Origin of the sequence: Vibrio sp. N418 (genome assembly GCF_000222565.1) — a bacterium.
Taxonomy (GTDB): domain Bacteria; phylum Pseudomonadota; class Gammaproteobacteria; order Enterobacterales; family Vibrionaceae; genus Vibrio; species Vibrio scophthalmi.
The window spans coordinates 118,026-136,394 of sequence record NZ_AFWD01000095.1; the positions used below are offsets into that span (position 1 = coordinate 118,026).

Consider the following 18,369-nt stretch of genomic DNA (forward strand, 5'->3'; position numbering starts at 1 on the left):
CACCCATCGGCTGATTGGTATTACTTAACCACGCGAAGACTCGGGCGGCCTTTTGGTCTTGGTGGCTCATCATCTGAACCATCATCACCATCAGTTTCAACACTTTCCGTCGCCAATGACAGACTGCTGATTTCACCCATCTCTTCGATGAACTCATCTTCAATCTCGTCAAAGGTATCCATGTACGCATCTTCTGGTTCAAACATAGTGCCTGCACCATTTTCACGAGCGTAAATCGCTTGTACTGCGTAAAGAGGGACAACAACCACATGAGGACGGCCACTGAAGCGCGCGTTAAAGGTGACTTCATCATCACCCAACTGCAAGTTACCCACCGCACGTGGTGCGACGTTCAGAATGATCTGACCGTCTTGGACAAACTCTTGCGGCACACGAACACCTGGCAGTGTAGCTGCAACCACTAGATGCGGTGTCAAGTCGTTGTCCACTAGCCACTCATAAAATGCACGAAGCATGTATGGGCGGCGTGGTGTCATGTTCGAAATATCCATCAAACGACGATTAGCGCAGTAGACGCATTTCGCGCTCAGCTTCAGTCAATGAAGCTAAGAATGAATCACGTTCAAATACGCGGTTCATGTAAATTTTCAGTTCTTTAGAGCCAGGACCTACAAGCTCGATACCTAACTGAGGCAAACGCCATAGTAGCGGAGCTAGGTAACAATCGATTAGGCTGAATTCTTCGCTCATAAAGTATTCATATTCTGCAAATACTGGGCCTAGAGTCAGAAGATCGTTACGTAACTTGTTACGAGCCGCTTCAGATTCTTCAGCAGTACCGTTAACCACTTTCTCCGCTAGTGAGTACCAGTTCTTTTCGATACGGTAGATCATTAGACGGCTGTTACCACGAGCAACCGGGTAAACAGGCATTAGCGGTGGATGAGGGAAACGCTCATCTAGGTATTCCATAATGATTTTTGAATCGTAAAGTGCAAGCTCACGATCAACCAAAGTAGGAACCGTTTTGTATGGGTTCAGCTCGATCAATTCCGCAGGTAGGTTAGCTTCATCAACTAATTCAACCTCAACGCTTACGCCTTTTTCAGCGAGAACAATGCGTACCTGATGGCTATACATATCAGATGCACTTGAAAATAGAGTCATCACGGAACGTTTATTGGCAGCTACAGCCATGGAGCCCTCCAGCACAATTACAGGAATAAAAACAACAATGGAGGCTAAGCCTCCATTGTAAATTATCAAATTTGGTATTTAGCGCTGTATGATAGCATATTTAATGCACATCACGCCAATACTCTTTCTTAAGCAGCACCACGACTATAGTGAAGATCACCAAGAATGCCATCACCCACCAACCTAAAGCATGACGCTCAAGTTTGACTGGGTCGCCTGAGTACTCCAAGAAGTTAACGAGATCACGAACCGCTTGATCATACTCTTCTTGGTTAAGCTCACCCGTACCGTCAGACTCGATACCAACCACTGTTTCAATGGTTTCACCATCAACGACCTTGGTTTCGATGATCGGCATCGGAATGCCTTGCAGCTCTTCAAGTACATGCGGCATACCAACACTTGGGAAAACAATGTTGTTCACGCCAAACGGACGTGCAGGATCTGCATAGAAAGAGCGCAAATAGGTATATAGCCAGTCAGTACCTCGAACTCGTGCTACCAAGGTGAGATCCGGTGGCGGCGCGCCAAACCATTTGGCTGCTGACTCATCTGGAATGGCATTTTCCATCAAGTCACCAATTTTAGCATTTGGATCAAACACCAAGTTTTCTTTCATCAACTCAAGCGGAATACCAATGTCGGTCGCGACACGCTCATAACGTTGGTATTGAGCCGAGTGACAAGCAAAACAGTAGTTCATAAACAGTTTGGCACCGTTTTGCAGTGACGCCTGATCACTTAAATCATTGTTTGCTTTGTCTAATGGTACATTTGCACCCGCAGCCATCGCCAAGGATGGCAACATTGCAAATAGAACTAAAATCCACTTTTTCATTTGAATGTCACCCTCTCTGGTAATGGTTTCGTGGCTTCGTTCTTACTGTAGAAATACAGCAACACGAAGAACATGAAGTAACCTAAGCTAAAGATTTGTGCGAGTAATGTGTATAGCGCTGTTGCAGGCAACGCACCCAACACACCCAAGGCAACAAAACAGATGGTGAACTGAATAATATTGAACAAGTGGAACTTACTGCGGTAACGGTACGAACGTACTTTACAGCGATCCAGCCAAGGTAGTACGAACAGCACCGCAATAGAAGCGCCCATAGCAATAACACCCAACAGCTTATCTGGAACCGCACGCAAGATGGCATAGAATGGCGTAAAGTACCAAACTGGCGCAATGTGTTCCGGTGTTTTCAGTGGGTTTGCTGCTTCAAAGTTTGGTGGCTCAAGGAAGTAGCCGCCCATCTCTGGATTGAAGAACAATACGTAACAGAACAAGAATAAGAAACCAGCCACACCAACGAGATCTTTCACTGTCCCATAAGGGTGGAAAGGTACCGAGTCGATAATGTCGTATTTCTTAGTGTAGTAATCATGGAATTTGAACTGCGTTTTATAGTCATCGCCCATGGTGCCTTTCGGCAGTTTGGTTTCGATACCGTCTGGGTTATTCGAACCGACTTCGTGAAGTGCTAGTACGTGAAGTACGATAAGCAACAGAAGTACAATGGGTAGAGCAATAACGTGCAGAGCAAAGAAACGGTTCAGTGTCGCGCCAGAGATGACGTAGTCACCACGAATCCAAAGCGTCAGATCGTCGCCAATCACCGGAATAGCGCCAAATAGCGAGATGATTACCTGCGCGCCCCAGTAAGACATTTGTCCCCATGGCAATAGGTAGCCCATGAACGCTTCAGCCATCAACACGAGGAAGATCAACATGCCGAAGATCCACAGTAGCTCACGTGGCTTCTGGTACGAACCATAAATTAGGCCGCGGAACATATGCAGATAAACCACAACAAAGAACGCCGACGCACCTGTTGAGTGCATATAGCGCAGTAGCCAACCATACTCAACATCACGCATGATGTATTCGATAGAGGCAAACGCACCATCACCAGATGGTACATAGTTCATCGTCAGCCAAATACCTGTCAGGATCTGGTTAACCAATACAAGCATCGCTAATGAGCCGAATAGATACCAAAAGTTAAAGTTCTTTGGCATCGGATATTCAGAGAGGTGCTTTTTATACGCATTCATTGCGGGTAAGCGTTTTTCTACCCAATCAAGTAGAGCTTGCATTATGCCTCCCCTTCTTCGTCAACACCGATCATGATCTTGGTATCGCTTAGATACATGTGCTTTGGTACTACGAGGTTAAGTGGTGCGGGTACTCCTTGGAATACACGTCCAGCCATATCAAATTTAGAGCCATGACATGGGCAGAAGAAACCTGACTTAACACCTTGAACTTGTTCGCTAAAACTGTCTGGCAAATAGGTAGGAGAACAACCAAGGTGGGTACAAATGCCAACAGCGACAAAATATTCTGGTTTGATGGAACGGTAAGCATTCTGTGCATACAGCGGTTGCTGCTCTTCCCCAGAGGAAGGATCACGTAATTGCCCATCAAGTTCTTGTAGAGTATCAACTACAGTTTGAGCACGACGAACCACCCATACAGGCTTACCTCGCCACTCGACACGCACCATTTGCCCTTCTTCTAGCTTACCGACATCAACGGAAACTGGGGCTCCTGCTGCTTTTGCTTTTTCACTTGGGTTCCAAGATTTAATAAAAGGAACGGCAACCGCAGCAGCCCCTAACCCACCCACAACAGCTGTTGTGGCAGTTAGAAAACGTCTACGACCGTTATTTAAAGGCGCATTGCTCATCCAAACATTCTCCCATTTGCTCCTTTTGGATTCTTGTTATTCCTTACCAAAGAGCATGGCTAACAAATTAAGTTTGTTGTATTTATTTGATTGCAAATGATAAATAAAACCCCACTTTCTGACAAGGTAAAGCTACTTATTTGTAACAATTAAGGATACAAACGCCAATGTCGTCACAAAAGAAGAACACAGAAAACAACTATTTTTGGGGAGGGTGTTGAAGAGGGTATGAGGGAAAGAGATTTTAGAGCGCAGAAAAACAAAAAGCCTGGCATAAGCCAGGCTTTGAAACCACGTCCCAGTAAAAACTGGAAGCGAAATCTTTGAAAAAGATTAACGCTTAGAGAACTGTGGTTTACGACGTGCTTTACGTAGACCAACTTTCTTACGTTCAACGCAACGAGCGTCACGAGTAACGTAACCAGCTGCACGTAGAGCAGGACGGAAAGACTCATCGTATTCCATTAGAGCGCGTGTGATACCGTGACGGATCGCACCAGCTTGACCAGAAATACCGCCACCTTTAACAGTAACGTATAGGTCTAGTTTCTCAGTTAGTTCAACTAGCTCAAGAGGTTGTTTAACAACCATGCGAGAAGTTGGACGACCGAAGTATTCATCAAGGCTACGCTTGTTGATTACGATGTTGCCAGTACCCGGTTTGATAAAAACACGTGCAGCTGAGCTTTTGCGACGGCCAGTGCCGTAGTATTGATTCTCTGCCATTTCGAAATCCCCGATTAGATGTCTAGTACTTGTGGTTGTTGAGCAACATGGTTGTGCTCAGCACCAGCGTAAACTTTAAGCTTACGGTACATAGCACGGCCTAGAGGACCACGTGGCAACATACCTTTAACAGCAAGTTCAAGAACCATCTCTGGTTTCTTAACAATCAGCTTTTCAAAAGTGATTGATTTAAGACCACCAGGGAACTCAGTGTGACGGTAATACACTTTACCTTTAGCTTTGTTACCAGTTACAGTAACTTTCTCAGCGTTGATAACGATGATGTAATCACCAGTGTCAACGTGAGGAGTGTATTCAGCTTTGTGTTTGCCACGTAGGCGAGATGCAATTTCACTTGCTAGACGGCCAAGAGTTTTACCTTCAGCGTCTACAACATACCAGTCGCGTTTTACAGTTTCTGGTTTAGCAACGAAAGTTTTCATGCTAATAATAACCCGTTAATTTAAATTTAAACTTAAAGGAGCAGGAATGCTCCCACTGTCTAAGAGCCCAGTCATCACCCCTTCGAGTGGGTGGCACTCTTGGTCAAAAACTTTGGAAATTCATCCAAAAATGACCTGCAGTAACGGTGGGTCGCAAGATTATAGAGAAGTGAGTTGAAAAAATCACCTCTTTTTTAAATAAAAATATGACTTTTTCTTTACCGTAAATATCACCCAGCCTTTATGCCAAGTGCTCTCTAGCCAGATACTCATGGCTTTGCATTTCTGTTAGGCGTGATATACAACGTTTAAACTCAAATTCCAGCGTCCCAACAGTATAAAGTTGCTCTAATGCGACTTCTGACGAAATAATCAGTTTTACGTTTCGCTCATAAAATTCATCAACTAACGCAATGAAGCGCCTTGCCGCATCATCGACTAACTGATGCATCTGTATTACCTCTGCTAATAACACACTGTGATAAACCTTCGAGATTTCGATGTAGTCATTCTGGCTACGAGCGGTTTGGCACAACTGAGCAAACGTCGCGTGCAATACCCCATCGGCTGCTTTGAGTACATCCACTTGGCGATGATTAATCTCAATTGCGGCCGCAGAGGCTTTCCCCTCTCCCACCAATTGCTCGTAATAGCGACTAAGGTTTTCGTGCGCTGTTACATCCAAAGGGAAGTGATAGATCTCCGCTTGTTCTAGCGTACGCAGACGATAATCAATCCCGCTATCGACATTAAGCACATCACAATGGGTTTGAATCAGTTGAATGGCTGGCATGAAGCGCGCGCGCTGCAAACCATTACGATAGAGATCATGAGGAGGGATATTTGATGTAGCCACCAAAACGACGCCGCGTTGAAATAGAGCTTGGAACAAGGTGCCGAGGATCATTGCGTCGGTAATATCAGAAACAAAGAATTCATCAAAACAGATGATCTCCGCCTCTTGCTTCAAGATATCAGCAACCGCTTCCAGTGGATCGCTCACATCATGCAACTCACGCAATTCATCATGCACTCGCAGCATAAAGCGGTGAAAGTGAACGCGCATCTTCTTCTCAATAGGCAAACTATCAAAGAAGGTGTCCATTAAATATGTTTTTCCACGTCCGACTCCGCCCCAAAAATAGAGCCCATTGGGCGCATCCGGTGGCGCGGGGGTTTTGCCTAGCCAAGATTTCCATTTCGGCACAACGGTCACCGGAGCCTCAATATAAGCAATCATTTGATGATAAAGAGAATCAAGTGCCTGAACGGCTTGGCGTTGAGCCTCATCGACTTGAAAGCCATGGTTCTCAACGTCTTGTTGGTAGCGTTGTAATGGTGTCATTGCTAGACCTTCTATTACTGCTGCACTGAGCTATCCTGAAATCGACCGGTGATATTTTCTACAGATTCATGGGATAGGGTCACACGCATTTTTCTTTATTGGTTTATGGTCTCATAGTAACATGGTCAACGAGCATCTGTAATTAACTAGTAAACAGCATGTTAAACTAAAAATAATAAGGAGTAATTATGCCTTGGATTTATGCCCTTGTTGGCCTGCTTGCAGGAACAGCTCTTGGATTTATCATCTCGCGCTTCACTACCCCGGGATACAAAAAACAAAAAAATCTCCACAAAGATCTAGAAACAGCAAAATTTCAGTTAGAACAACAAAAACAAGAATTGTCTGATCACTTTGCGCAGAGCGCAGAAATGCTCGACTCATTGGGTAAAGAGTACACTCGTCTCTATCAGCACATGGCAAAAACGTCCTCTGAACTCTTGCCAAATATGCCGGAGCAAGACAATCCTTTCGCGCAAAAGGTTGCATCGCAAAACAGCAATAACCACAGCGAAACAAAAACCGCAGACTCAAGCGATGAAGCACCAAAAGATTATGCCTCAGGTGCAACAGGCCTACTGCGTGAGCAGAAAAAAGACATTCTTCACTCTCCACAAGAAGTGACCGCCAAAGCTTCATAATAATCTTTCACTCCAACGAGGTTCCCAGTGAACTTTGTTGGGGTTTCTTAGTCATACCTCCATACGTAGCACCGATTTGTATCCATAAATCAAGACTAAACCGAGCAGTTACCACTGAATCGGCCTTCACTGTATAGGAGTTATTTGATGAAAAAGCCTTTGCTTGCCTTAACGGTTCTCTCTTTAAGCATCAGTTCAATCATCTTGCCATTACCGGCTTCTGCTGCACTGCCTTTGGCCGTCAATGGTGAACAGTTGCCTAGTTTGGCTCCGATGCTCGAACGAGTCACCCCAGCGGTGGTCAGTATTGACGTCGAAGGCACTCATGTCGCCAAACAGCGCATTCCGGATCAATTCCGCTTTTTCTTTGGTCCTGACTTTCCAGCAGAACAGCAGCAAGAACAACCTTTTCGTGGGCTAGGTTCTGGCGTCATTATTGATGCCAAACAAGGTCATATCGTCACCAACTATCACGTCATTAAAGGCGCAGAGAAAATTCGCGTCAAGCTGCATGATGGCCGTGAATACGATGCAGAATTGGTCGGTGGTGATGAAATGTCTGATGTTGCTTTACTCAAACTAGAACAAGCCAAAAACCTCACACAAATTGAACTGGCCGATTCAGATCAACTGCGTGTTGGCGATTTCACTGTGGCGATTGGTAATCCATTTGGTCTCGGCCAAACTGTCACATCGGGCATCGTTTCCGCGTTAGGTCGCAGTGGCTTAAACCTCGAAAACTTTGAAAACTTCATTCAAACCGATGCGGCCATTAACAGTGGTAATTCGGGTGGCGCTCTGATCAACCTCAATGGCGAGTTAATTGGTATTAACACCGCTATTTTTGGCCCTAATGGCGGGAACGTTGGTATTGGTTTTGCGATCCCGGCAAACATGATGAAAAACTTAACCGAACAGATCTTAGAGTTTGGTGAAGTAAAACGCGGCATGCTGGGTGTACAAGGTGGCGAAGTCACATCTGAACTGGCGGAGGCGCTAGGTTACGAATCAAGCAAAGGGGCATTTGTTAGCCAAGTCGTAGTCGACAGCGCAGCAGACAAAGCGGGCATTCAAGCGGGTGACATCATTGTCTCAATCAATGGCAAAACCATCAGCTCCTTCCATGAGTTAAGAGCAAAAATCGGCACATTGGGCGCAGGTAAGAAAGTCACTCTTGGCATCATTCGCGATGGCAAAGAGAAATCGGTCAAAGTGACGTTAGGCGAGCAAGAAAATGTCAAAGCCAGTGCAGACAAGTTACATCAAGGTTTAACGGGGGCAGCACTCACCAATACCAATGCCAGCGATAGCGTACAAGGGGTGAAAGTCTCCTCGGTTGAAACCGGCTCTCCAGCGGAAGCGTATCAACTGCAAGCTGGCGATATTATCCTTGGCGTCAACCGAGTCCGCGTAAAGAACTTAGCCGAACTACGTAAGGTAGTAGAGAAGCAATCAGGTGTATTAGCACTGAATATTCAACGTGATAATCGGACTATTTACCTCGTGGTACGCTAATCAAAGGCGCTAGAACCTCGGCTGTCACAGCCTCAAATAGCATACGTATTCGCGATAAAACGCGATATTGATTTAAAAGGACAGCGGAGAAATTCGCTGTCTTTTTTATATAATGCTATTCTTGATTGTTTGTTGCCTGTATGACATTGATTTTAAGGATAGTATGCTCGGTTTTCTTTTACGTTCAGTAGGATTAGGTTTAGCCACCGCGGCGTTGCTATTAATAGCGGTGCCTTCTCTTCGTAGCAACATACTGCCTGAGAATATATCCAACCCAGTCAGCAATATTTCTTCTGTTCAACTGTCGTTCAACGATGCAGTGCATAAAGCTGCCCCTGCCGTGGTTAACATCTATAGCCGTAAATACACCGAAGATGATCGTTCTAAACTATCAACACAAGGGCTAGGTTCCGGCGTTATCGTCAGTGACAAAGGCTACATCATCACCAACTATCATGTGGTTGCTCAAGCCGATCAAATCATTGTCGCTTTGCAAGATGGTCGCGCAGCAGCAGCGCAGTTGGTCGGTAAGGATCGCCGTACTGACATCGCGATTTTGCGAGTAGAAGGCGCCAATCTGCCAGTGATCCCACTCAACCCTGATTACAAAGCAAAAGTCGGCGATGTGGTGTTAGCGATTGGTAACCCTTATAACCTCGGCCAAACCACCACCTTTGGTATTATCTCCGCAACTGGGCGCTCTTCAATCAGTGCTGATGGCCGCCAAGCCTTTATTCAAACCGATGCTGCAATCAATGAGGGTAACTCTGGTGGCGCTTTGGTCAACACTCGTGGTGAGTTAGTCGGCATCAATACCGCCTCTTTCCAACAAGCGACTGAGTTGGAAACTTATGGCATCTCCTTTGCGATACCTTATTCACTGGCCAATGTGATCATGAATAAAATCATCGCGGATGGCCGTGTGATTCGTGGCTATATCGGTATTGATGGCCAAGATATTACTTCCGTTACTGCGCGACTACTTGGTAATGAACATCTTGGTGGCATCGTCGTTTTGGGCGTTGATCCGAATGGCCCTGCGGCGGATTCAGGATTCCAAGCGCAAGATATCATCCTCAAAATAGATGGTCAGAAAATCAATGGCCGCCAAAGCGTAATGGAAATGGTCACTGACCTAAGACCTGGCACCACTGTCGATCTGTTGGTATTACGTAAAGGTGAAGAGCTCACTATTCCTGTCACCATCATGGAAGACACGCGCGAATAGATTAGTGTCGCCCGTCCAAATAAGCGGCAATAAATACGAATCAAAAAAAACCAGCCAATGGCTGGTTTTTTTATTTCTGTCGATTATTCGCTATCGCTTAGCGTCTCATTCACCGAATCATTCGCCACGTCGACTTCAATACTGGTCACACGCTGCAAACCACGAGGCAATAACGCACCACGACGGCCTCTTTCACCACGGAAGTTTTCCAAATCCGATGGTTTCAAGCCCAATTTACGCTTGCCGGCATACAGTGTCACCGTGCTGTTTTGCGGAATTGAAATCAAATGAGAAACCACTTCCTCACGCTCTTTCGCTTTCGCCGCCGGAATGTTGATGATCTTGTTACCCTTACCCTTACCAAGTTGCGGCAGTTCCTTAATCGGGAACAACAACATGCGGCCTTGGTTGGTAATCGCTAAGATCTCATCATTTTCTAGATCACTGATGGTTTGCGGAACAATCACTTGTGAGTTCTGCGGTAAGCTCACTAGCGCTTTACCACTGCGGTTTTTCGATAAGAGGTCCGCACCTTTACACACAAAACCATAACCAGCATCAGAACCAATCAGCCATAGCTGATCATCCTCACCCATCACCACCTGGCGAATAGAAGTACCTGGTGCAACGTTTAAGCGTCCAGTAATCGGCTCACCTTGGCTACGAGCGGACGGTAATGAGTGCGACTCTAACGAGTAGCTACGGCCATCACTGCCTAAGAACACCGCTTGCTGATTACTCTTACCTCGAGCATGAGCAAGGTATTGGTCGCCCGATTTGTAGCTTAATCCTTCACCATCCACGTCATGCCCTTTCGCATGACGAATCCAGCCTTTTTCTGACAACACAACCGTAATCGGTTCACTCGGAACAAGATCACGCTCAGTCATCGCTTTCGCTTCAGCACGCTCAACCAATGGTGAGCGACGATCATCGCCATATTTCTCTGCGTCAGCTTTAATTTCTTTCTTAAGCAGGGTGTTTAAGCGACGCTCTGAACCTAATAGTTGCTCTAACTTTTCGCGTTCTTTTTCTAGCTCGTCTTGTTCACCACGAATCTTCATCTCTTCTAACTTCGCTAAGTTACGAAGTTTAATATCAAGAATCGCATCCGCTTGAATATCCGATACGCCAAAACGTGCCATCAGCACGGCTTTAGGATCGTCTTCAGTACGGATAATCTCAATCACTTCATCAAGGTTGAGATACGCAACTAACAAACCTTCTAAGATATGCAGACGAGCCATCACTTTATCGAGACGATATTGTAGACGACGAGTCACAGTATCACGGCGGAACTCAATCCACTCAGCAAGAATCTGTACTAAACCTTTAACTTGAGGACGATTATCAAGACCAATCATGTTCAAGTTAACGCGGAAGCTCTTCTCAAGATCCGTCGAAGCAAACAGGTGGTTCATCAACTGGTCGCAATCGATACGGTTTGAGCGTGGCACAATCACGATACGTGTCGGGTTTTCATGATCCGATTCGTCACGTAAATCATCCACCATTGGCAGCTTCTTAGCACGCATTTGGTTGGCGATTTGCTCCAACAATTTCGCACCTGAAGTTTGATGCGGCAATGCGGTGATGACGATATCAGAGCCTTCTTTGTGCCAAACCGCGCGCATTTTAATGCTGCCACGGCCGGTGCGGTAAATCTTCTCGATTTCCGCTTTTGGCGAAGTAATTTCTGCTTCCGTTGGATAGTCAGGGCCTTTAACAAATTGCATCACATCTGATAATTCCGCTTTTGGATTATCAATCATATGAATTGTTGCATCGACCACTTCACGCACGTTATGTGGTGGGATATCTGTCGCCATACCAACCGCGATACCCGTGACGCCATTGAGCAATATATGCGGCAGACGAGCTGGCAACATTTGCGGCTCTTTCATCGTGCCGTCAAAGTTAGGTTGCCATTCGACAGTACCTTGGCCTAGTTCGCCCAGCAGTACTTCGGCAAATTTAGACAGTTTTGCTTCGGTATAACGCATCGCAGCAAATGATTTCGGGTCATCCGGCGCACCCCAGTTACCTTGACCGTCAACCAATGGGTAACGGTAAGAGAATGGCTGAGCCATCAATACCATCGCTTCATAACACGCCGAATCGCCGTGTGGATGGTATTTACCCAACACGTCACCAACGGTACGTGCCGATTTTTTATATTTTGCTGATGCCGAAAGACCAAGCTCTGACATCGCATAGATGATACGTCGTTGAACCGGTTTTAAACCGTCACCAATGTATGGCAACGCACGGTCCATAATTACGTACATCGAATAGTTTAGATAAGCGTCTTCAGTGAACTTGCGCATTGGCAATTGTTCAACGCCATCATAGGTAATTTCTGTAGACATCCGTTAAACCTCTGCCAAATCGCCATTGCTTTGTAACCATGCACGACGATCATCGGCACGCTTTTTACCCAGCAACATATCCATCATTTCCATGGTCGCTTCCGAATCGTCAATGGTTAACTGAACCAGACGACGGGTATTAGGATCCATGGTGGTTTCACGCAGCTGAAGTGGGTTCATCTCGCCCAGACCTTTAAATCGCTGCACGTTGATTTTGGCTTTTTTCTTCGATAAACGCTCAAGCACGCCTTCTTTTTCATCATCATCAAGGGCATAGAACACTTCTTTACCACAGTCGATTCGATATAGAGGCGGCATTGCCACATAAATATGACCAGCTTCTACCAAGGTACGGAAATGGCGCGTAAACAAGGCACACAGTAGCGTTGCAATGTGAAGACCATCCGAGTCCGCATCGGCAAGGATACAGATTTTACCGTAACGTAATCCGCTCAAATCATCGCTATCAGGGTCGATACCCAGAGCGACGGAAATATCATGAACTTCTTGTGATGCAAGCACCTGATCAGCAGCGACTTCCCATGTATTGAGAATTTTACCGCGCAGTGGCATTACCGCTTGGAATTCACGATCGCGCGCCTGTTTGGCTGAGCCGCCAGCCGAGTCCCCTTCCACAAAGAAAATTTCCGTGCGGTTAAGATCTTGTACTGAACAGTCGGTCAACTTACCCGGCAATGCAGGGCCTGAGGCAATTTTCTTACGCACCACTTTCTTGCTGGCACGCATACGACGGTGTGCATTGGCAATACACACTTCTGCTAGCTGTTCTGCTAACTGTGGTTTTTCGTTTAACCATAGGCTAAAGACATCTTTCACCACGCCAGAGACAAATGCCGCGGTTTGACGAGAAGAGAGACGCTCTTTGGTTTGGCCCGCGAATTGTGGATCTTGCATTTTGACCGATAGCACGTATGAACAACGGTCAAAAACATCATCACCGGTTAGCTTCACGCCACGAGGGAGTAGATTGCGGAATTCACAAAACTCACGCATTGCATCCAGCAAACCTTGGCGCAGACCATTAACGTGCGTACCACCTTGAGCGGTAGGGATCAGGTTAACGTAGCTTTCGGTGATCATCTCACCGCCTTCTGGTTGCCAAATTACCGCCCAATGCGCCGCTTCTGTTTCTGCAGAGAACTCGCCAGTAAATGGAACTTCAGGTAGTACGGTGTAGCCTTTAACGCCTTCTGCTAAGTAATCAGTCAGACCATCTTCGTAGTACCAACGATGCTCTTGATTGTTTACTTTATCAGAGAAAGTAATTTCTAGACCTGGACACAATACCGCTTTAGCACGCAGGTTATTAACCAAACGCGTCACAGAGAAGTTTGGCGAGTCGAAGTAGCTCGTATCTGGCCAGAAGTGAACACTGGTGCCTTTATTGCGGCGACCACATGTACCAGTGACGGTCAGTTCTTCTACTTTATTGCCGTGTTCAAATGCCATTTCATAGATCTGGCCGTCGCGTTTCACCGCCACTTCAACACGTTTAGATAACGCGTTAACAACCGAGATACCAACCCCGTGTAGACCACCGGAGAATTGATAGTTTTTATTAGAGAATTTACCACCCGCATGCAGCTTACAGAAAATCAGCTCCACGCCAGAAATCTTTTCTTCTGGGTGTATATCTACAGGCATGCCGCGACCGTCATCAATAACTTCTAATGATTGATCGGCATGAAGAATAACTTGTACCTTAGAGGCATGTCCGGCGAGCGCTTCATCGACACTGTTGTCGATAACTTCTTGGCCTAAATGGTTTGGACGCGCTGTATCCGTATACATCCCTGGTCGGCGACGTACTGGCTCCAAGCCATTAAGAACCTCAATGGCTCCAGCATTATATTGTTCAGTCATAATACGGAATATCGTTATAGAGATTTAATGGTTACCATGCAGAGCGCTTATTCAGCTTGGTGACATTGGTTAAAAAACATCACAAACGCTGAATCTCTCAACGTTTTTCAACTGCAATAGTACAAGGGGAACATAGTCTGGAACAGACCAGTTTATGTCAAGAGAGATACGTAAGTAACAAGCAAATTTATGACTCTTCCCTCAATGAACGGCAAAATAATCGCCAATTCGATCGAGGAAGAAAACCATTAGCTGCGGGCTACAAGGTTAAGAATTCGATAATTTGTGCTGGGTAGCGTTCAAAATCAACAAAGCTATGATCCCTACCCTGCTCAACGGTCTGTTTTGCCAAAGCGTACTTCTCCACCGCTTGGCGATAATCGAGCACTTCATCTTCAGTCTGCTGCAATAGCCAAAAATCACTAGGGTTACTTAATTGAACCACATCCAACGCCTTGAGTTCGCTGATGTGGTGTTCCTGCAAGACATAATGTTCATGTGTGTATGGATTTTCTTGCTCACCCAGATAATCCATCAATAACTCATAAGGCTTTACCGCAGGGTTCACAAGCACTGCTTTAAAACCAAATTTGGCGTTCAACCAAGTCGACATATAACCGCCGAGTGAACTACCCACTAAGCCAATGTGATAGTCATGCTGATAGCGCTCAACCAGGTCGGTTAGATGCTCTGCTGCTTGTTGTGGAAAACAAGGCAATTGAGGAATAACTACTTTGATATCCGGTCTGTACTGCATGCAATATTGCTTCATCACATTGGCCTTATGTGACAAAGGAGAGCTGTTGAAGCCGTGAATATAAAGCAGTAGAGAAGGTTTCATCGCAGAACTCGCAAATAAGATGAGCTCAAGCGGATAAATTAGTAACCGCTTGAATCAAAATTAGGTAAGAACAAACCACCAGCAAGACGTTGTACATGTGTCTCAAACTGGCCATCGGCGTACAAGGTTAGCTCTCGCCAGCCCGGAGAACAAGTGTCTAACGCAAAGTCATCGCTATTAGGTTTGAATTGAACACAAGTGGATGGTGTTGAGATGACGGTTGCACCACTGCGAACTTTTTGCATATCTTGATGAACATGACCACACAAAATCGCGCGCACATTATCGTGCTTCTCCACTACCTGCCAGAATTGCTCAGCGTCTTTCAAGGTGTGCTGGTCAAGCCAAGCACTCCCCACCAATATTGGATGATGATGCAATAACACTAAACTATGACGTTCAGGATGCAAGCTAAGTTGCTCGTCAAGTAAGTCCAGTTGCTGCTGACTCAAGCGGCCATGCGGTACACCTTCAACTTGTGAGTCGAGCAATATCATCTGCCAATGTTCACCCAGCAATGCGTGCTCTGCTTGTACAATCTGTGTTGATGGTAATATCGAGCCCATGCTTGGTTTGTAATCATGATTGCCCGGCAACCAAAAGCACGGTTGCTTTAATGGCTCAATGCCTTGAGCAAAGCGCTGATAAGAGACATCAGAATGATCTTGAGAAATATCACCAGTCGCAAGAATTGCGTCAAAGTCGAAGTCCTGTTGAGTTACGGCTTCAACTACGGCTGAAAAGCTGTCATTCGTATTTACGCTAAGCAAACTCCCGTCCTCTGCGGCAAACAGATGGGTATCGGTAATCTGCACTAGCTTAATCGTGTCTTTAGCTGATGAGCTTGACGTTACTTTCAAAACTAAAACCTAGATATTCAGTGGCGAACGGCTTATGCCATGCTTTAAACAAAACGATAACCAATCCCCTAAAAAACGATTCAATTGAGCTTTTTCATCTTTTTGAACCATTTTATCGTTCGGGTAATCGTATCGAGCTTTGACTCGATTTAAATAATCACTACTACATACTTCTGCCACACGGGCATCGTGGTAGAGCCTGACAGACATTTTCGGCAATGGAAACACTGGAACGTCATCACTTTGACAAATATCGACCAAAGTTGTGTACTTTGTGACTTCTCCCACGAGTATTTGGTAAGACATACTCGCCGCTTGGTAGCAACGTACATCACCGACGCTCGGTTGCGTTGGCAACAGCGCATTCAATTTTGCATAGTTGGTTTCATAGACGCGCATCAACTCTGCTAAATCAACATGATACGGTCTTTTATTTGCTACTTGTCCCATTCGCTCTTCAAACGCTGATAATTAAGCTGTAACCATTGCAGGGCAATAATTGATGCGCCATTTTCAAAACGACCATCTTCGACCCAACGGTAAGCTTGCTCACGACTTACCACATGCACACGAATATCTTCACCTTCATAGTCTAAACCATGAACGCCATACGCGGTGCTTGCATCCACTTCACCGACAAACACATCCAGCTTTTCAGAACAGCCACCAGATGAAGGGTAATAAGAGGTTACTTTAACGATTTTTGCCACCTCGATACCGGCCTCTTCTTGCGCTTCTCGGCGCACGACATCTTGGGCGGTTTCGTTTGGATCAATGATCCCAGCAACAATTTCTAACTGCCACGGCTGAGCATGCTCAAGCGCACCAACACGAATTTGCTCAACCAAGACAACTTGATCGGTTTTCGCGTCGTAAGGTAACAATGCAGCAGCATGACCACGCTCAAACATCTCACGATCAATCTCTTGGCTCCAACCGCCTTCAAACAATTTATGTTTGAATCGGTATTTAACCATTTTGAAAAAGCCTTGATAAAGGGTCTCTTTTGAGATTATTTCGACATCTTCGCTTGTAAACTGTGGTGATTGGTTATCAGCCTGTTGCATTTTGCACCTCTGTCAGTGAATCTAATAGTTTACTCAGAGAACAGCGCTTGTTCCATCGACGCACTTCAACTTTTTGTATAATTCTTCTATATTTTTTTAAGTTGAGACTGTTTTTATTGCACAACTGGACAACTATTTGTAAAAGATTGCAAAGTTTAGAGTGAATTAGCGTCAATTTGAGTTAAACTCTTGAACAATTGACCTCTTTTTATTTGGCAGGGATCGAACCCATGAAAAAATTGCTTCCACTTATTATCAGTGCAGCACTCGGTAGTCTTAGCACTTCTGCTTGGGCAGATACGCTGACAGACATTTACAACCAAGCGAAGGAAAACGATCCGACGCTACTACAATCAGCAGCAACTCGTGACCAAGCTTTTGAAGCCATCGAGTCATCTCGTGCTTCGCTATTGCCGCAAATCGCATTAACCGCAGGCTACGATGTCAACCGTGGTGAGCGTAATAGTATCGATAACGATAGTAATGGCTGGAACGCTGGTATTGGTTTCACTCAAGAGTTGTTCGATCGCTCTAGCTGGATCACTCTTGATACTGCTGAGATGAGTGCTCGTCAAGCCGATGCCGCTTACGCAGCCACTCAGCAAGCGTTAATTTTGCGTGTTTCTCAAGCTTACTTTGACGTACTAAGCGCACAAGATAACCTAGTGTTCGTTCAAGCAGAGAAAGCGGCGGTTGCACGCCAACTCGAGCAAACTAAACAACGTTTTGAAGTGGGTCTATCAGCAATTACTGACGTGCACGATGCACAAGCACAATACGATTCAGTATTAGCGGATGAGGTGCTAGCACAAAACAGCCTCGTCAACAGCTACGAAGGACTGCGTGAAATCACTGGTCAAGAGCATTCAAATCTCGATGTTCTAGATACTAAGCGTTTTTCTGCAACCAAAACAGCTACAGGTATCAATCAACTGATTGAAGAAGCACAACAGAAAAACTTAAGCTTGTTATCAAGCCGTATCGCACAAGATATCGCTAAAGAAAATATCTCAAATGCAAGCTCAGGCCACTTACCAACGCTAAACCTAAAAGGTGGTTACACATTATCTGATATGAACGCAGATATGGGCGACACAGATACAGATAATCTAAATTTAGGTCTACAACTTGAAGTTCCGCTTTACACAGGTGGAGCGGTAACGTCAGCAACTAAACAAGCTGAATTTGGCTATGTAGCGGCAAGTCAAAAATTAGAAGGCACTTACCGCAGTGTAGTTAAAGACGTTCGCGCCTTTAACAACGATATCAGCGCATCAATTGGTGCTCTGCGCGCTTACGAACAAACCGTAATCTCAGCAGAATCTGCACTAGAAGCAACTGAAGCGGGTTTTGATGTGGGTACTCGTACTATTGTTGACGTATTGGATTCAACTCGTCGTCTATATGACGCGAACAAGAGCCTATCAAACGCTCGTTACAACTACATCCTAAGTGTACTTAAGCTACGTCAAGCGGTGGGCACACTGAGTGAGCAAGATATCCTCGATGTGAATGCAGGTCTTAAACCGGCTAAATAAGCCACACTAAGAATCTTTCGCTCTACTAAAAACTCTAGATAAAAAAAGCCTGCTCACTGAG

The 18,369-nt window shown here is 45.5% G+C and carries 18 protein-coding genes; 4 read left to right on the top strand and 14 right to left on the bottom strand.

Annotation, left to right across the window (positions count from 1 at the left end):
- Nucleotides 1-20: 20 nt before the first annotated feature.
- The 8 genes from sspB to zapE form a co-directional block, all read right to left on the bottom strand.
- On the bottom strand, nt 21-512 hold the full coding sequence (sspB, locus tag RH86_RS18720; protein WP_005594054.1) for a ClpXP protease specificity-enhancing factor: 492 nt from the start codon (nt 510-512) through the stop codon (nt 21-23).
- A gap of 10 nt (nt 513-522) precedes the next feature.
- On the bottom strand, nt 523-1,158 hold the full coding sequence (gene sspA, locus RH86_RS18725; protein WP_005594053.1) for a stringent starvation protein SspA: 636 nt from the start codon (nt 1,156-1,158) through the stop codon (nt 523-525).
- Nucleotides 1,159-1,258: 100 nt separating this feature from the next.
- The gene (locus RH86_RS18730) at nt 1,259-1,996 is read right to left on the bottom strand and encodes a cytochrome c1 (protein ID WP_009387965.1); all 738 of its coding nucleotides are present in this window, start codon (nt 1,994-1,996) and stop codon (nt 1,259-1,261) included.
- Nucleotides 1,993-3,258: a cytochrome b gene (locus RH86_RS18735; RefSeq protein WP_005594051.1), complete on the bottom strand. Its 1,266-nt coding sequence runs from the start codon at nt 3,256-3,258 to the stop codon at nt 1,993-1,995. Before RH86_RS18735 ends, RH86_RS18730 begins: the two co-directional genes overlap by 4 nt.
- Nucleotides 3,258-3,851, bottom strand: coding sequence for a ubiquinol-cytochrome c reductase iron-sulfur subunit (gene petA / locus RH86_RS18740; protein WP_005594050.1), 594 nt, complete (start codon nt 3,849-3,851; stop codon nt 3,258-3,260). Before petA ends, RH86_RS18735 begins: the two co-directional genes overlap by 1 nt.
- Before the next feature lie 333 nt (nt 3,852-4,184).
- Entirely contained in the window at nt 4,185-4,577 is a 393-nt protein-coding gene (gene rpsI / locus RH86_RS18745) for a 30S ribosomal protein S9 (RefSeq protein WP_005594049.1), read from the bottom strand.
- Between the two features lie 14 nt (nt 4,578-4,591).
- Nucleotides 4,592-5,020 (bottom strand): 50S ribosomal protein L13, encoded by a 429-nt coding sequence (rplM, locus tag RH86_RS18750; RefSeq protein WP_005594047.1) that lies wholly within the window; start codon nt 5,018-5,020, stop codon nt 4,592-4,594.
- 241 nt (nt 5,021-5,261) lie between these two features.
- Nucleotides 5,262-6,365: a cell division protein ZapE gene (gene zapE, locus RH86_RS18755; RefSeq protein WP_009387966.1), complete on the bottom strand. Its 1,104-nt coding sequence runs from the start codon at nt 6,363-6,365 to the stop codon at nt 5,262-5,264.
- 188 nt (nt 6,366-6,553) lie between these two features.
- On the opposite strand from zapE, the gene zapG reads away from it, so the two are divergent.
- The 3 genes from zapG to degS all read left to right on the top strand — a co-directional run bounded on the left by zapG (nt 6,554) and on the right by degS (nt 9,749).
- Entirely contained in the window at nt 6,554-7,006 is a 453-nt protein-coding gene (gene zapG / locus RH86_RS18760) for a Z-ring associated protein ZapG (protein ID WP_009387967.1), read from the top strand.
- Nucleotides 7,007-7,153: 147 nt separating this feature from the next.
- On the top strand, nt 7,154-8,521 hold the full coding sequence (locus RH86_RS18765; RefSeq protein WP_005594042.1) for a DegQ family serine endoprotease: 1,368 nt from the start codon (nt 7,154-7,156) through the stop codon (nt 8,519-8,521).
- Nucleotides 8,522-8,684: 163 nt separating this feature from the next.
- Nucleotides 8,685-9,749 carry an outer membrane-stress sensor serine endopeptidase DegS gene (degS, locus tag RH86_RS18770; RefSeq protein ID WP_009387968.1) on the top strand — a complete coding sequence of 355 codons (1,065 nt, stop codon included), beginning with the start codon at nt 8,685-8,687 and terminating at the stop codon, nt 9,747-9,749.
- Nucleotides 9,750-9,832: 83 nt separating this feature from the next.
- Here the strand turns inward: degS and parC are convergent, their stop codons facing one another.
- The 6 genes from parC to nudF all read right to left on the bottom strand — a co-directional run bounded on the left by parC (nt 9,833) and on the right by nudF (nt 16,770).
- Nucleotides 9,833-12,118, bottom strand: a complete 2,286-nt coding sequence (gene parC / locus RH86_RS18775; RefSeq protein WP_009387969.1) for a DNA topoisomerase IV subunit A — start codon at nt 12,116-12,118, stop codon at nt 9,833-9,835.
- Between the two features lie 3 nt (nt 12,119-12,121).
- Entirely contained in the window at nt 12,122-14,002 is a 1,881-nt protein-coding gene (gene parE, locus RH86_RS18780) for a DNA topoisomerase IV subunit B (protein ID WP_009387970.1), read from the bottom strand.
- 259 nt (nt 14,003-14,261) lie between these two features.
- Complete coding sequence (yqiA, locus tag RH86_RS18785) at nt 14,262-14,843, bottom strand: esterase YqiA (protein WP_009387971.1); 582 nt, start codon at nt 14,841-14,843, stop codon at nt 14,262-14,264.
- Nucleotides 14,844-14,881: 38 nt separating this feature from the next.
- Nucleotides 14,882-15,703, bottom strand: a complete 822-nt coding sequence (gene cpdA, locus RH86_RS18790) for a 3',5'-cyclic-AMP phosphodiesterase (RefSeq protein WP_009387972.1) — start codon at nt 15,701-15,703, stop codon at nt 14,882-14,884.
- Between the two features lie 9 nt (nt 15,704-15,712).
- Nucleotides 15,713-16,153: a DUF1249 family protein gene (locus tag RH86_RS18795; protein ID WP_005594031.1), complete on the bottom strand. Its 441-nt coding sequence runs from the start codon at nt 16,151-16,153 to the stop codon at nt 15,713-15,715.
- Entirely contained in the window at nt 16,141-16,770 is a 630-nt protein-coding gene (gene nudF / locus RH86_RS18800) for an ADP-ribose diphosphatase (protein ID WP_005594029.1), read from the bottom strand. The genes RH86_RS18795 and nudF overlap by 13 nt, the downstream gene beginning before the upstream one ends.
- Before the next feature lie 230 nt (nt 16,771-17,000).
- On the opposite strand from nudF, the gene tolC reads away from it, so the two are divergent.
- Nucleotides 17,001-18,308: an outer membrane channel protein TolC gene (gene tolC, locus RH86_RS18805; RefSeq protein ID WP_009387973.1), complete on the top strand. Its 1,308-nt coding sequence runs from the start codon at nt 17,001-17,003 to the stop codon at nt 18,306-18,308.
- Nucleotides 18,309-18,369: the final 61 nt, after the last annotated feature.